The organism is Roseateles sp. (assembly GCF_047654805.1).
Lineage (GTDB): Bacteria > Pseudomonadota > Gammaproteobacteria > Burkholderiales > Burkholderiaceae_C > Pelomonas.
On sequence record NZ_JASGIV010000001.1, the window covers coordinates 5,008,534 to 5,023,693 of the forward strand.

The window sequence follows — 15,160 nt, forward strand, 5'->3', positions numbered from 1 at the left end:
CCCTACTTCTTGTCCACCACGATGACTTCCCCTTCCGCCTTGCCGATCCCCCGCACCTCCGGCCGGTACATGTCCTCCGCAAAAGTCGCCGGCACCACGTAGCGGCCCGGAGTGACGGCGCGCACGAGATAGAACATGTCCAGCGGCTGGCCCAGCCGCGCGGCGGCGACGAAGCGGTCGTCGCGGTACTCGGTGTGGACGATGCGTTCGCTGGCATTGGCCTGCGCGACGTTGACGCCGTCCACCGTGAACTCGCCAGCCTGCGGGCCCTGGCTGAGATTCAGGTTCTCGATCTCGAAGCCGGCCGGGATGCGGTCCACGACCAGGCCATCCTTGATGTTCTGGCTGGCCTTCACGCGCAGGCGCACGACGAACATCTCGCCGGTCGTGAACTGGCGCGCCGTCACCGGTTTGCCGTCGGTCGTGAACATGGTCCGCTCCACCGAGATTCGGTCGCTCGTCGGCGTCAACGGCCTGGTCGGGTAGCCCTGCGCCGTCACGTCGACATATAGCGGCGTGCTGCCCTCGTTCTTCAGCGTGATGCCGCTCTTGAGCTGCGCCGGCGCAAAGCCCTGCTGGCCCACGCCGGTCCCTGTCCAGGCGTCGGTCTTGGCGCCCACCGCAAGCGCCGCCTTCCAGGCATCGTCCTTGCCCGCGCCGTCGGTGGCTGCCTGCACGGCGAGGAACAGCGCCAGTCTCTCCTGCGTTGAATAGTAGTTGCGGCGGCCGAAGTCCTCCGACAGGTCGAACAGCAGGTTCTCGCGCCGTTCGTGGGCGACCTTGTGGCGCAGCAGCAGCGCGTAGGCCAGCGCGCGGTCGCGCACCTTGCTGCCGTAGTCTCCCAGCCATTGGCCCCAGTAGTTGTTGGGGTCGTCGGGCTGGTAGCCATAGCCACGGGTCACGGCATCCTCCAGCGCGGCCTTGGCGCGGTTCTCGTCGCCCATCAGCTTCAGTGCCAGGCTCAACTGCACGAGCGGCAAAGGCGACAGCGCATGGCTGCGGTACTGGTCGTGCAGCGTACGCAGCGTGGCCAGCGGCGCCTTCTGCTCGCGGGCCAGGATGTAGCCGGCATGCGCGGCCTCGGCGAAGCGCTGGTGCGCAAGGCGCAACGTCTCGGCGTCGCGCCAGTCGGCGATGCGGCCCTTGTCGTCGCGGCGAGGCTCCTTGGCGGGCTGGGTCTGTTGCGCCGGCGCGCGCTGGAACTGCTCCAGCAGGTTGTCCAGCGAGCGCTTGAGCATCACCTCCGGCACCGCGAAGCCGGCATCACGCGCATCCTGCAGGAAGCCCGTCACGTAGGCACTCAGCCAGCCCTCATACGCACCGCTTGCGGCCCACAGCCCATAGCCACCCTTGGGCTGCTGCATGCCGGCAAGGCGCGCGAACGCCGCATCCAGCCGCTTCGCGCGCTCCTCGCGTGGCAGCGGCTTCAGGCCCCAGCGCTTGGCCGCGTCGTCATCGATGAATACCAACGGGTAGGCACTGGACGTCGTCTGCTCCAGGCAGCCGTAGGGATACATCAGCAGGCCTTGCACCTGGTCCTTGATGTCAATAGGCGGCGTGTTGGAAACGCTCAGGGACACGCTGGCCGACCCGCTCCAGTAGGCATCGAGCAGCGCCTTGTCGAGCGCCTGCGTGGCGCCCGGCTCAAGCCGGACGCGGCGGCTCTCGCGCGTCAGCGGCGTGACCGGCTGCACCTGCAGCGCAGCCTCGCGCGTCAGGTTGAGTGCACCGGCGCTGACCTTCACGGTGATGGGCGCCACCCCCCACGCGTCCAGTGCCTCGACCTGGAAGCGCAGGATCTGGCGCTGCTTGTCGTTGAGCCGGATCGGCTCTGTGCCGCCGCTGATCTTCAACGGGCCGCCGGCCGTGACGGCCACCTTCACGTCCTGCGCGGCGCCGCTGAGGTTGGTCACGTCCAGCGCGATGGTGGCCTTGTCGCCCGGCGACACGAAGCGCGGCATGTTGAGCTCGGCCACCAAGGGTGCTGCAACGACCGTGTCGGCCTGCGCCGAGCCGTAGCTGTCGGCGCTGCTGACGGCCGCCATCACACGCAGGGTGCCGTTGAAGTCCGGCAGCTTCAGGTTGACGGTCGCCTCGCCCTTGGCGTCCAGCTGCACGGGCCCGCTGAACAGGTCCACCAGCAGGACCTTGCGCGGCATGCTCTGCGTGTCGCGCTTGCCGGCATCGCCGCCGAAGCGCTGCTTGGCGACGTTGCCCTCCATCTTCTCGATGAGACGGCCGTACAAGTCCAGCATGTCGGCGCCGTAGCGGTGCTTGCCGAAGAAGAAGTCCTGCGGGTCGGGTGTCTTGAAATTGGTGATGTTCAAGATGCCGACGTCCACCGCGCTGACTGTGACGATGGCCGGCTTGCCGGCCAGCTGTGGCGCCTTCACGCTGACAGGGAGCGGCACGGACGGCTGCGTCTTGGCCGGCACCCCCAGTGCGACCCTGGCCTTGCGATCCTCGCGGTTCAGCGGCAGGTGCACCAGGCCCAGCGCACGCGCGGGCGTCACACGGTCGCCCTGGCTGCCGGGACGGAATGCGGCCACGGTCACGTAGAGGTCTTGGCGCGCCCAGGCGACGTCGGTGGAGATCGGAATGGACAGGTCGGTGCCGCTGGCCTTCACGGGGATGCGCTTGGTCCACAGCACGCGGTCGCCCTCTACCGTAACGATGGCCTCGCCGTCGTGCGGCGGCTTGATGGCCAGCTTCGCAACGTCGCCAGGCTTGAACGGTGCGCCCTGCAGCTTCAGCTGCACGCGGTCGGGCCGGTTGCCGATGTCGTCAGCGTCCTGCGCGCCGTAGCCGGCATAAAAGCCATAGCGCAGCGCCAGGCCGGTGTCGGGGTCGGCAACCTCCAGGCGGTAGCGTCCCCAGCGCACGGGCAGCGCGATCTTCGTGCGTGCCGTCAACGCCAGGCTTCGCGCCTCCACCAGCTCCTCGTTGACGGTGAAGCCCGAGTTCCAGCCGCGGCCGTCGTCATAGCGCCAGTACCACTGGCGCTCCTCGTAGATCAGCTTCAGCTGCACTTCCTTGGCCGGCTTGAAGTTGCCTGCCGCGTCGACGCGGGCCAGCTCGAACTCGGCCAGGCCGTTCTCGGGCGCGACGTTGCGGTCGAACAGCGGCCTCGCGCCGACCAGCACCGGCGCCGGCCACCAGCTGCGCTCCAGCGTACGCACGACGGGCCGGCCGCCGGACTCCAGCAGGCTGAACGCCGCGCGCAGCTTCATCGGCGACTTGCGCTCGCCGAAGGCGGTCGCGATGTCCACGCTGGCCTTGCCGTCGGCGTCGAGCTCCTGCTCGGGCAGGTCGATCCGGTTCTTGGCCTTGTCATCGGCCAGGTCGCCGAAGACGAAGCCGGGCAGCTTGGTCGGCAGCGGCATCAAGAGGCGCTCGGAATAGGCGCTGGCCTGCAGCCGGTTGCCGGCGGCCGGCGCACCGTAGAGGTAGTCGCCCTGTACTTGCACCGTCACGCCGGCGTCACCCGCCAACGTGGCCTCCGGCGCGGCCAGCGCAAGCTTCATGCGCTCGGGCAGGAACTCCTCGACCTTGAACGCCCATTGCGCGTCGGGGGTCTTCGCGCCGGGGTCGATGCGGGCCTGCAGCGTCCAGCCGCCGGTGGGTGCATCGGCCGGCAGGGCGATCGCCTGCTGGTAATAGCCGGTGCCAGTCTTGCCCGGCTGCACCAGCTGCTCGACGAGCTTGCTGCCATCGGGCTTCTTCACAGTCAGCGTGACGGGGAGCGGCTTTGGCAGCGGCTTGCCGTCGGCATCGCGTGCCAGCACAGAGACCTGGAAGCTCTCGCCCGGCCTGTACAGGTCGCGCCCGGCGTAGACGAACAGCTTGTTGCTGCGCGACGGATGGCCGGTGGCATCGAATTCGCTGAGGTCCAGCGCCGCGTCACGCAGCGACAGCAGGGACATCTCCTTGCCACCGCGGCGCGCCAGCACCGCGCGCGCCTTGTCTCCAACCTTGCCGTCTGCGCCCGTGAACACCGCGTGGCCGTCGCCATCGGTCTGTGCCTGTGCGAGCGCCTTGCCGGCCTCATCCACCAGGCTCAGTTCGATGCCCGACAGCGCGCCGCCGCTCTTCAGCGATGTCGCGAACACGTCGAGCTGCGCCGCATGGCGGCGCAGGTGCAGGCCGATGTCGGTAACGTAGTAATGCGTGACCTGGTAGTCCCAGCCGAAGCGGCCGGGCTGGTTCATGACGGCCACGTAGATACCCGGCTCCTGCAGCTCCTTGATGCCCTCCACCGGCAGGAAGGTGACGTTGCGGCGGTTGGGCCGGGCATCGGTGGTGAAGCGGCCCACATAGACGCTGTCGCTCATCGCGCGCAGCTCGTCCAGCACCCATCCGCCCACAGTACCCTTCAGCCGGCGCTGGTTGTCGCTGTAGCCGTCGTAGTAGTAGCCGCCGTCGCCGTCCTCGTCGCTGCCTGCATTGCCGCGCTCGCGGCGGCCACCAACCTGCTCCAGGAACGCCGGCAGCGACGCTGGCTTGATGCGCAGGAACTGCACATCCACCTCGGGCGTGTTGACGGTTACGACCGGCAGGCCGCCGTTCTGTCCGGCCGGCAGCACGACGCCGCGGCTGGCGAAGTAGTAGCTGTCGGGCATCGCCTCGCTGACGGCCTCGCAGCTCTGCGCGGTGGCGAGCTTGGCGCCGGAGCGCGCGGCCAGGTCGGGCTTGAGTGCGATGCGGAAGCTGCGGTCCGGCGTCGCGAACGGCAGATAGAGCACGCGCGGGTTGTCGCCCAGCACCCAGCGCGCGGCAAGCGGCTTGAAGCTCGAGTCGGGCGCCGGCGTGGTCTTGCCGTCATGCTCGGATTTCGTCGGCGCGGCGCCTTCTTGCGCGGCGACCAGCGCACCAAAGTCCTGGCGTGAATCCAGCGGCTGCGTGAAGCTGACGGCAATGGCCGGAGAGCCGTCCAGCAGGCGCGGCCTGCAGTCCATCAACGCGAACGCGGCCTGCTCGCCGATCTCGGCACTGCTGGTCAGGTCCGGTCCGGCGTGCTCGTGCCAGGCCCACCAGCCCGCTCCAGCCACCGCACCCGCTCCGACCAGGGCCATGACGGCCTTCTTCCACGCGACCATGGAGTTCCTCCCCGCAATGTGCCGGGGAGTTTAGGCATGACCGGGGCCGCCGCCGGCCCTGTTCAAGGGGTGAAGAGTGCCGGCCTCAGTTCCGCCTTTCGCCACGGGCATTGATGGACCCCATGCCCGACACCGAACGTTGCACCGCCGGGTTGCCGAAGTAGTCCACCGAGCCGACGCCGGAGATGTGGGCGGAGAGCTCATCCGTGACCCACAGCACGACGTTGCCCAGGCCGCTGACATTGACGCGGGCGCGCTGGGCCTGCAGCCGGTCGGCGATGACCTTGCCCTTGCCGGAGATCTGCAGCGCCATCTCGCCCACATGGCCGCCCAGCTGGGCGTCGCCGGCGCCCGAGATGGTGAAGACCAGCTGGCGCGCATCCAGCTGGTCCAGCCTCACGTTGCCGGCGCCGCTGATGCTGAGCTTGAGCTGATCGGCGCGCACCGGACCCGGCGCCTGCACGTCGCTGGCACCGGAGACCGACAGCTGGCGCAGATCCCGCATCTCCACCTGCACGAACAGCTTGCCGTTGCGCCAGATCTTCCAGCCTCCGGTCGGGCGGATGACGAGCTGGCGGTCGGCCAGCTCGACCTCGACGCCTTTCTGCGCCTCGTCGTCGCCAGCGATGAAGGCCTGGTCACGGTCGCCCTGCACGAGGACCACGCGGGCCGCACCGCCCAGCTCGAGGCGATCGAAGGCGCCTGGCGCGTAGACCTTGCCCGGCCCGGCAGGCAGCGCCACGGGTGCAGTCCTGGCGGCTTGCGCGGGGTGGGCAGGCGGCGCCGGGCTGGCCGGTGCCGCCGGTGCCGCCGGTGAAGAGGGTTGGGCCGTCGCCAGGCCGGCGGCCATCAGCAGGGGCAGCAGGAGAAACTTCATAGCGATTGCTCCCTCAGCATCTTGGACACCTCGCGGTTGGCGGTGATGCGAGTGCCGTCGCGCAGCTGCACCACCAGCTGTGAGTTCTCGTCGGGCGTCATGTTCTCGACGAAGTCGAGATTGACGATGCAGCCTCGCTGCAGGCGCAGGAAACGGTTGGGGTCGAGTCGCGTCTCGAAATCGGCGATGGGCAGGCGCACCAGGAAGCTGCGGCCCTTGCTGGTGATGGCGGTGTACTTGTTGTCGGAGCGCAGGCACTCGATGGCGTCAACCTGCAGGGGGAAGATCTTGCCCTGGTCGCGCACCAGCAGGCGGGTCAGCGGCGCGTCGGCCGGCGCGCCCAGCGCCTGGGCCACTTCGGCCACGCTGGGCCCGGCCTCGCGCAGCGCGTGGCGTACCGCCTCGTCGAAGCGCTCGCGCGAGAAGGGCTTGAGCAGGTAGTCCACCGCATGCAGCTCAAAGGCCGTCAGCGCATGCTGGTCATAGGCCGTGGTGAAGATGATGCGCGGCTGGTGGGCATCGCCTTGCAGCGCCTGCACGACTTGAAGCCCTGTCAGGCCCGGCATCTGGATGTCGGTCAGCACCAGGGCGGGCTTGAGAGCGCGGATCTGCTGAAGCGCGTCGTCCCCATCCTCGCAGACGGCTACGAGCTGCAGGCCCGGCGTGGCCTTGACCCAGTCGGCCAGCGCCTCGGCGGCCAGGGGTTCGTCTTCGGCGATGAGAACAGTGGTGGTATTCATGTCTGGGGGATGAAGAGATCGACGCGAAACCCCGCGCCTGGGGCCGTGTGGATGCGCAATCGCGCCTGGCCGTCGTAGTCCAGCGCGAAGCGCTTCTTCAGTGCCGCCAGGCCAACGCCGCGGCGTTGGCCTGGCTTGGCCTCCAGCGCCTCGGGTTCGCAACCCGGGCCGTCGTCGGCGACGGCCAGGTCCAGGCCGTGATTGAGCGCGTTGCGGCGCGCGCTGATGGTCACGCGGCCGCCACCCTTGCGCGGCGCCACGGCATGCAGGATGGAGTTCTCGACCAGCGGCTGCAGCGTCAGCGGCGGCAGCTCGTCCGCCATCACGCGCTCCTCCAGATCCCAGTCCACACGCAGCCGGGTGCCCAGGCGCAACGCCTCGAGAGCCAGATAGTCGCGCAAGAAATCGATCTCGTCGGACAGCATGACGCGATCCTCGGCACCGCGCTTGGTGTCCAGCACGTAACGCAGCATGGACGCGAACTTCAGCAACGCGGCCTCTGCGCCGGCCGGATCCTTGCGGGTCAGCGCGATCAGCGAGTTCAGCGTGTTGAACAGGAAATGCGGGTTGAGCTTGCCGCTGATGGCCGAGAGCTCGGCCTTGGCCAGGGCACTTTCGGCCTGGGCCGTGGCCACAGCCGCAGCGCGCGCTGCGCGCGCCTGCAGCACGGCCGTGAAGGCGGTGGCAATGGTGGCGTAGACGACGATGCCCCAGACCGAGCGCCACAGCAGGCCGGCCAGCAGCACGGCGCCGGCATGGTCGGTGCCGAACAGCGCGGCATTGACGGCGAACTCGCCTGCCTGCCACAGCGCCGCGAAGGCCAGCGCCGCCAGGGTGTGGGCCAGCGTCGTCGCGGCCAGGCCGCTGTCGGCGGCATGCAGCCGACGCGCCACCGGCCAGACGGCGACGCCCAGCAGCATGGGCGCCCAGAGCATGGTGGTGGCCTGGTAGACGGCCAGCCAGAAGGGGTCGAGGCCGCGGTCGAACTCGCTGCCGGCCAGCACGAAGAGGCACCAAGCCAGTGCACAGCAGCCGGCATAGGCCAGCCACATGCGGGCTTGGCTGCGGCGGCTGCCGGGATGAGGGGCCAGGGTGTTCATGGCTTCATCTTAGGGAGGCCGGCCGGCCCGGCGGTGTTTGGGGAGACGAAGTGCGGGCTCCAGGGTGCGGGATGCGGTCTCGGGGGTGCTACCAGCCGGCCGAAGGGCCTTTCCCGAAGGATCAGCCCGTCCGACGCGATCCCGGGCGCCGTCCCGTGAGCAGCTTGCGCAGCTCCGTCACCCACAGCACCAGGCTGGCCATCGCGAGGCAGACGCCCCATTGCTCGAGGCTGAGCGGCACGGTGCCGAAGGCGACGTTCATCAGCGGCAGGTTCACCACCGCCACCTGCAGCACCACCGACAGCCCGATGGCGCCCCACAGCCAGTGATTGGCAAACAGTCCCTGGAAGGCGCTGGCCGAGGCCGAACGCGCATTCAGCGCATTGAACAGCTGAGCCAGCACCAGTGTGGTGAAGCCGGCCGTGCGGGCATTGTCCAGGCCCTGCTGACCTTCGATCAGGCCGCCCGGCAGGTACAGGTCGATGGTCAGCAGTGTGACCAGGGCCATGACGATGCCCACCTCCATGACGCCCAGCCACATGGCAGCATCGATGACGCGCTCATCGGCCCGGCGTGGCCGGCGGGCCATCACATCCTCGGTCGTCGGGTCCACGCCCATGGCCAGCGCGGGCGTGGAATCCGTGATCAGGTTGATCCACAGGATCTGCGTGGCCAGCAGCGGCAGCACCATGCCCTCGCCGACGCCCGACTGCAGGCCGATGACGCCTGCCCCGACGACACCCAGGAACACCGTCAGCACCTCGCCCATGTTGGATGACAGCAGATAGCGCAGGAACTTGCGGATGTTGTCGAAGATCCCCCGGCCCTCGCGCACCGCATCGACGATGGTGGCGAAGTTGTCGTCGGCCAGGATCATCTTGGCCGCCTGCTTGGTCACCTCGGTGCCGGTGATGCCCATGGCCACGCCGATGTCGGCGGCCTTCAGCGCCGGCGCGTCGTTGACGCCATCGCCCGTCATGGCAACGACGTGGCCCTGGGCCTGCAGCGCGTCGACGATGCGCAGCTTGTGTGCCGGCGCCACGCGGGCGAACACCGAGTGCACGCGCACCGCCTCCGCCAGCGCGCGCTCGTCCATCGCATCCAGCTGCACGCCCGACACCGCCGTCGCACCGCGCTCCACGAGGCCCAGGTCGGCACCGATTCGTGCCGCGGTACGCGGATGGTCGCCGGTGATCATGACGACACGGATGCCAGCGCGGCGCGCCTCGGCGATGGCCACTGCCGCCTCCTCGCGCGGCGGGTCGATGATGCCCACGGTGCCGACGAAGACCAGGCCGCGCTCCAGCGCGTCGGCATCGGCGCCGTCCTCCGGCGCCTCGCCGGCGTCCAGCAGCCGGTAGGCCACGGCCAGCGTGCGCATGGCATCGTCGGACAGGCGGTCCACGTCAGCCATGATGCGTCCGCGCGCGGCCTCGTCCAGCGGCAGCACAGCCAGGCCCTCGCGGTAATGGGTGCAGCGCGACAGCAGCACATCGGGCGCACCCTTGCAGACCAGCACCCGCGCATCGCCCTGCTCGTGGTCGATCTCGATGCTGGACATCATCTTGCGCTCGGACGTGAACGGCAGCTCGCGCACGCGCTCGAAGCGCCGGCTGCGGCGTTCGTGGCCGCCCAGCTTGCGCTCGGCCACCAGAAAGGCCGCCTCGGTCGGGTCGCCCTGGATCTCCCAAAGGCCCGGCTCTACCTCGCGCAGGTCTGCATTGCTGGCCAGACTGCCGCCGCCCAGCATGACGAGGTGCTCGGCGCGCATCGCGTCGGCGGCGACATCCCCATCCACGGCCTCGATGCGGCCTTCGGGGACGTAGCCAACACCGCTGACCCGCGCCAGCCCGGAAGCCGTGGCCAGGCGCTGGATGGTCATCTCCGAGCGCGTCAGCGTGCCGGTCTTGTCCGAGCAGATCACAGAGGCCGAGCCCAGCGTCTCCACCGACGACAGCTTCTTCACAACGGCCCTGCGCCCCGCCATGCGCTGCACGCCCAGCGCCAGCACGACAGACAGGATGGCAGGAAGCCCTTCAGGCACGGCGGCCACCGCCAGCGATACCCCCAGCAGCATGGCCTGCACGATGTCCGCCAGGCCGTGAACGTCGTTCAGCAACAGCACGGTGCCGACGACGATGACGGCGATCACAACCACCGCGACGCCCAGCATGCGGCCGACTCGCGCAATCTCGCGCTGAAGCGGCGACGGCGGCTCGGAGGTGGCCTCCAGCATGGTCGCGATGGAGCCCACCTGCGTGGCCATGCCGGTGGCCGTGACGACGGCGCGGCCGCTGCCCTGGGCCACCGACGTGCCCTTGAAGACCATGCCGGCCTGGTCCGCCAGCGGCGCGAGGGCGGGCAGCGCGGCAGCGTCCTTGGTGACGGCCTCGCTCTCACCGGTCAGCGACGCCTCTTGCACGCGCAGCGCGGCCGCCTGCAGCAGCCGCGCGTCCGCGCCGACGGCATCGCCCTCGGCCAGCAGCACGATGTCGCCTGGTACCAGCTCGCTGCTGGGAACGCGCTGCACCTGGCCGTCGCGCAGCACCGCCGACGTGACGGCCGTGATGCGCGCCAGCGCCGCCACCGCGCTCTCGGCGCGCGCCTCCTGCACGAGGCCCAGCACCGCGTTCAGGCCGACGATGACGAGGATGACCAGCGCGTCCACCGGCCAGCCGTGGCGGCCCTCGATCCCCCAGGCGAGCAGCGAGATGCCGATTGCGGCGATCAACAGCAACACCAGCGGGTCGCGCAGCTGGGCCAGCAGCCGGCGCCAGACGGGCTCGGGCGGCACGGCACGCAGCTCGTTGCGGCCGTGGCGGGCCTGGCGCTGCGCGACGTCGGCCGGCGACAACCCGCGCTGCGGGTCCACGCCCAGCGTGGCGGCGACGGCCGCCCCGTCGAGCAGCGAAGGGTGGAGGGCCTTGTCCTGAGCACCCTGCATGCCGCACTCCCCGCTCAGGCGCCGAATGCGCGCATGAAGTGGGCGATGCCGGCGACACGGTCCACCGGCAGCACGAAGGCGATGCCACGACCGGTGGCGTCTAGCTCCGCCGCCTGGACGATGGCATCGAGAATGACCGACGCGCGATCGGCAGGCACCAGCGTCAGCAGCACCTCCTTCTCGGGCTCGATGGCCACGCCGAAGATCTTCTCGTGCTCGTTGATGCCGGCGCCACGTGCCGCCAGCACGGTGCCACCGCGTGCGCCGGCGTCCACGGAGGCCTGTAGCGCACGGCTGCCCCAGCCCTTGCGGACGATGCTGACGATGAGGGACATGGAGATTTCGGTCATGGGGGTTTCAGCGCGGAAAGCGCCGCTCCTTGAAACGGATCAGCAGGCCCAGCGAAGTGAGCGAGACCATGGGTGCCAGCGCGATCAGCGACACGAGGCCGAGGCCGTCGACCAGCGGGTCCGCGCCGTCGGTGGCGGCCGCGGCGCCCAGCGCCAGCGCCAGCAAGAAGCTGTTGGCCAGCGGGCCGGTGGCGACGCCGCCGGCATCGGCGGCGATGGCGACGAAGTCGCTGCGGCTGGCGATCATGATGGCCACCACCAGCAGGTAGCCGGGCAGGAGCAGATACAGCAGTGGCAGGTCGCGGCCGACGCGGAACATGCCCGCACCCACGGCGACAGCGACGCCGACGCACACCGACACCAGCACCCAGCTGCGGCGGATGGCGCCGCTGGAGGCCTCCTCCACTTCGGTGGCCAGGATGCGCACCGCGGGCTCGCCCCAGGTCGTTACGAAACCCAGCAGCATGCCTATGGCCACCACCTGCCAGGGCGACTGAAGCGCGCCCAGTGCCTGGCCGACGGCGCGACCGAAAGGCAGGAAGGCGATGCTGACACCGAGCAGGAACAGGAACAGGCCTGCCGCGGCAAGCGCCGTACCGACGAGGATGCGCTTGACCTCATCGCCAGGCAGCTTCAGCACGAAGACCTGGAAAACGAGGAAGAACAGCGCCAGCGGCAGCACGGCCAGCAACACGCTGGCGGCCGTGTCGCCGACGAGGGCAATGCTCAGTGCGGCCTCCATCAGCCCTGCCCGAGGCTCAGCAGCAGGATGACGAACACAGGGCCCGCCGAGGCCAGGCCCAGCAGGCCGAAGCCGTCCGCCTGCGCCGAACGGCCGGCCAGCACCGACGACAGGCCCAGCGCCAGCGCCAGCAGCACGGGCGCCGTGAGCACGCCGGTGGTGACGCTGCCGGCGTCGTACGCCAGCGGCACGAAGCCCGGCGGTGCCCACCACGACAGCAGCAGCATCAGGCCGTAGGTGCCCGCCAGCAGCCACTTGAACGGCACGCCGACGACGATGCGCAGCAGCGCCAGCGCCGCGAACAGGCCCACCCCCGCGGCGATGGCATAGCTCAGCGGCCGCCCCGGCAGGACTCCGTCGGTGGCCCGCTGCACCTGCTCGGCCAGGATCAGCACGTCGGGCTCGGCGATGGTGACGACGAAGCCCAGGCCGAAAGCCACCGCGACGATGAGCCACAACGAGCGCCGACGCGGCAGCTCGGCGCCGATGAAGCGGCCCATGGGCAGCACGCCCAGGTCGATGCCGACGAACAGCAACACCATGCCCGCGACGACCAGCACCGCACCGAGCAGGAACTGCAGGAACAGCGCCAGCGGCGCGTGAACCAGCACGACTTGCAGCGCGCAGACGACGCCGACCAGCGGCGCGATGGCGCGCAGCACCTCTGGCAGGCGCTGCAGGACCAGCCTCAGCATGCCTCGCTCTCGAGCAGCAGCCGTTGCGCATGGCGTGCGGCGATCCACTCCTCGTTGGTCGGCTCCACGCCGACACGCACCGTGCTCTCGTCCGACGAGATGACGGCCGCGTCAGCCTGGTTGGCGGTGGCATCCAGGCGCACGCCGAGCCAGGCCAGGTCGGCGCAGACGCGTTCGCGGACGAACGCGCTGTGCTCGCCGACGCCGGCCGTGAAGACCAGCAAGTCCAGCCCGCCCAGCACCGCCGTCAGCGCGCCGATCTCGCGCACGATGCGGCGCACGTACAGGTCCAGCGCCAGGCGCGCTCGCTCGCCGGTCTCGCCGGCGTCGCCCTCGTGGGCGACGATCCGGCGCGGCTCTGCCGAGATGCCCGACACGCCCAGCAGCCCCGACTGCCGGTACAGCAGCTCACCGACCTCGGCCAGCGAGAGCTTCTCGATCTCCATCAGGTAGAGCAGGGCCCCGGGGTCGACGGCGCCGGTGCGGGTTCCCATCATCAGCCCGTCCAGCGCCGAAAAGCCCATGGTGGTTGCCACGCTCTGAAGGCCCTGCATCGCACACAGGCTGGCGCCGGAGCCCAGGTGTGCGACGAGGGTCCGCCCGCGCGCCAGCTCGCCATGGCGCTCGGGCAGGGCCACGGCCATGTACTCGTACGACAGGCCGTGGAAGCCATAGCGGCGCAGGCCGCGCTGATAGGCCGAGTAGGGCAGCGGCAACACCTGCTCGACCAGCGGTACGGTGTGGTGGAAACCGGTGTCGAAGCAAGCGATCTGCGGCAGCCCGGGCCGTTCGCGCAACAGGATCTCGATGGCTTCCAGCGCAAAGGGCTGGTGCAGCGGCGCCAGCGGCACCAGCGCGCGCAACTCGGCCAGCAGCGCCGCGTCCACGCGCACCGGCTCGAAGTGCCTGACGCCGCCGTGCACCACGCGGTGCGCGACGGCGGCGACCGCGCGGCCGTCCAGCCAGCGCAGCACCTCGTCACGGATGATCTGCAGCGCCGCGGCGTAAGGATGCTCGCGGCCCAGTTCCACCGGTCGCACCGGCACCGTACTGGCGCCGAAGTCGGGGCTGTCGCCGCCTATGCCCTGCACCTTGCCGTTCCAGGCCGGCCGGCGCGCGGTGCCGGCCGCGTCGAACAGGCCGAACTTGATGCTGGACGAACCGCAGTTCAGCACGACGATGAAGGCGCTCACGGCGGGTTGCTCCTGAAGTGATGGGCCAGCAGCACTGCAATGGCGCAGGAGGCGATACGCGCCTCGCGGCTGTCGGCGCGGCTGGTCAGCACGATGGGCAGCTTCGCGCCCAGCACGATGCCGGCGGAGGCGGCGTCGCCCATGTACTCCAGCTGCTTGGCGAGCATGTTGCCGCTCTCCAGGTCGGGCACGACAAGCACGTCCGCCTGGCCTGCGACCGGTGAGTCGATGCCCTTGACGCGCGCAGCCGCGGCCGACACGGCGTTGTCGAAGGCCAGAGGGCCGTCCAGCACGGCGCCAGCGATCTGACCGCGCTCGGCCATCTTGCACAGCGCAGCGGCGTCCAGCGTGGCCGGCATGGCGGGATTCACCGTCTCGACGGCGGCCAGGATGGCCACGCGCGGCTCGGCCACGCCGATGGCGTGTGCCAGCGTGACAGCGTTTCGCACGATGTCAGCCTTGTGCTCCAGCGTCGGCGCGATGTTGATCGCTGCATCCGTGATGATGAAGGGGCGCGGGTAGGCCGGCGTCTGCATCAGGAAGCAGTGCGACAGCCGGCGCTTGGTCCGCAGCCCCGCGGCGGGATCCAGCACGGCGCCGACCAGCTCGTCCGTGTGCAGGCTGCCCTTCATCAGCGCCTGCACCGCGCCCTGGCCGGCCAGTTCGGCGGCGCGTTCGGCGGCGGCATGGCTATGCGGCACGTCCTCGATCTCGACGCCGGCCAGGCTAATGCCTTCCTCCAGCGCCGCCGCCTCGATTCGCGCACGCGGCCCCACCAGCAGCGGCTCGATCAGACCGGCCTCACGTGCGTCCAGCGCGCCCGAGAGGCTGAGCGGGTCGCAGGGATGAACGACAGCCACGCGGATTGGCCCCATCGGCCGCACGTGCTGCAGCAGCCGGCGCAAGCCGCCGTCAGTGCGCAACCGCACCTCGGGCAGTGTGGCGGCGGGGCGTTCGATCTTCTCGGTGGGTGCCAGCACGCTGGCCTCGCCGTCGATGACGGTCTGGCCGTCCTGATTCACGCAAAGACAGGCCAGCGTGACGCGGCGCCTGGCTTCGTCCTTGGCGGCCACCGTCGCCGTGACGGTCAACCGGTCGCCCACGCGTACCGGCGCGCGGAACTTCAGCGTCTGGCCCAGGTACACCGTGCCCGGCCCGGGCAGCTGCGTTCCCAGCAGCGCCGAGATCAGCGCGCCGCCCCACATGCCGTGCGCAATGACGCCGTGGAACTGCGTCGCCGCGGCGTACTCGGCGTCCAGGTGGGCCGGGTTGACGTCGCCGGACATCACGGCGAAGAGCTGGATGTCCTCCTGGGTGAGCTGGCGCTCGAGGCTGGCGCTGTCGCCCACCGCAAGTTCGTCGAAGGTGTGGTTGCGCAGCATCTGCAGCGCGGGAGCCTCGGTCACGGGTGGGTCCTTTCCAT

The 15,160-nt window shown here is 70.0% G+C and carries 10 protein-coding genes; all 10 read right to left on the minus strand.

The genetic code is table 11. The features are described from left to right. Positions 1-2: 2 nt before the first annotated feature. The gene (locus tag QM732_RS22600; protein WP_415658336.1) at positions 3-5,096 is read right to left on the minus strand and encodes an alpha-2-macroglobulin family protein; all 5,094 of its coding nucleotides are present in this window, start codon (positions 5,094-5,096) and stop codon (positions 3-5) included. Positions 5,097-5,181: 85 nt separating this feature from the next. Further along, positions 5,182-5,973 carry a head GIN domain-containing protein gene (locus QM732_RS22605; RefSeq protein WP_415658337.1) on the minus strand — a complete coding sequence of 264 codons (792 nt, stop codon included), beginning with the start codon at positions 5,971-5,973 and terminating at the stop codon, positions 5,182-5,184. Next, positions 5,970-6,713 carry a LytR/AlgR family response regulator transcription factor gene (locus QM732_RS22610; protein ID WP_415658338.1) on the minus strand — a complete coding sequence of 248 codons (744 nt, stop codon included), beginning with the start codon at positions 6,711-6,713 and terminating at the stop codon, positions 5,970-5,972. The genes QM732_RS22605 and QM732_RS22610 overlap by 4 nt, the downstream gene beginning before the upstream one ends. After that, positions 6,710-7,813, minus strand: a complete 1,104-nt coding sequence (locus QM732_RS22615; RefSeq protein WP_415658339.1) for a sensor histidine kinase — start codon at positions 7,811-7,813, stop codon at positions 6,710-6,712. Before QM732_RS22615 ends, QM732_RS22610 begins: the two co-directional genes overlap by 4 nt. Positions 7,814-7,934: 121 nt before the next feature. Next, a complete protein-coding gene (locus QM732_RS22620) occupies positions 7,935-10,757 on the minus strand; it encodes a cation-translocating P-type ATPase (RefSeq protein WP_415658340.1) in 2,823 nt (940 codons plus the stop codon). A 14-nt stretch (positions 10,758-10,771) separates the two neighbouring features. Beyond that, complete coding sequence (locus QM732_RS22625; protein ID WP_415658341.1) at positions 10,772-11,107, minus strand: P-II family nitrogen regulator; 336 nt, start codon at positions 11,105-11,107, stop codon at positions 10,772-10,774. 7 nt (positions 11,108-11,114) lie between these two features. Continuing rightward, positions 11,115-11,849, minus strand: coding sequence for a DUF1538 family protein (locus QM732_RS22630; protein ID WP_415658342.1), 735 nt, complete (start codon positions 11,847-11,849; stop codon positions 11,115-11,117). Further along, a complete protein-coding gene (locus QM732_RS22635; RefSeq protein ID WP_415658343.1) occupies positions 11,849-12,544 on the minus strand; it encodes a DUF1538 domain-containing protein in 696 nt (231 codons plus the stop codon). The genes QM732_RS22630 and QM732_RS22635 overlap by 1 nt, the downstream gene beginning before the upstream one ends. Beyond that, positions 12,538-13,737, minus strand: a complete 1,200-nt coding sequence (locus QM732_RS22640; RefSeq protein WP_415658344.1) for an acetate/propionate family kinase — start codon at positions 13,735-13,737, stop codon at positions 12,538-12,540. Before QM732_RS22640 ends, QM732_RS22635 begins: the two co-directional genes overlap by 7 nt. Beyond that, complete coding sequence (locus tag QM732_RS22645) at positions 13,734-15,119, minus strand: bifunctional enoyl-CoA hydratase/phosphate acetyltransferase (RefSeq protein WP_415659429.1); 1,386 nt, start codon at positions 15,117-15,119, stop codon at positions 13,734-13,736. The genes QM732_RS22640 and QM732_RS22645 overlap by 4 nt, the downstream gene beginning before the upstream one ends. Positions 15,120-15,160 lie beyond the last annotated feature (41 nt).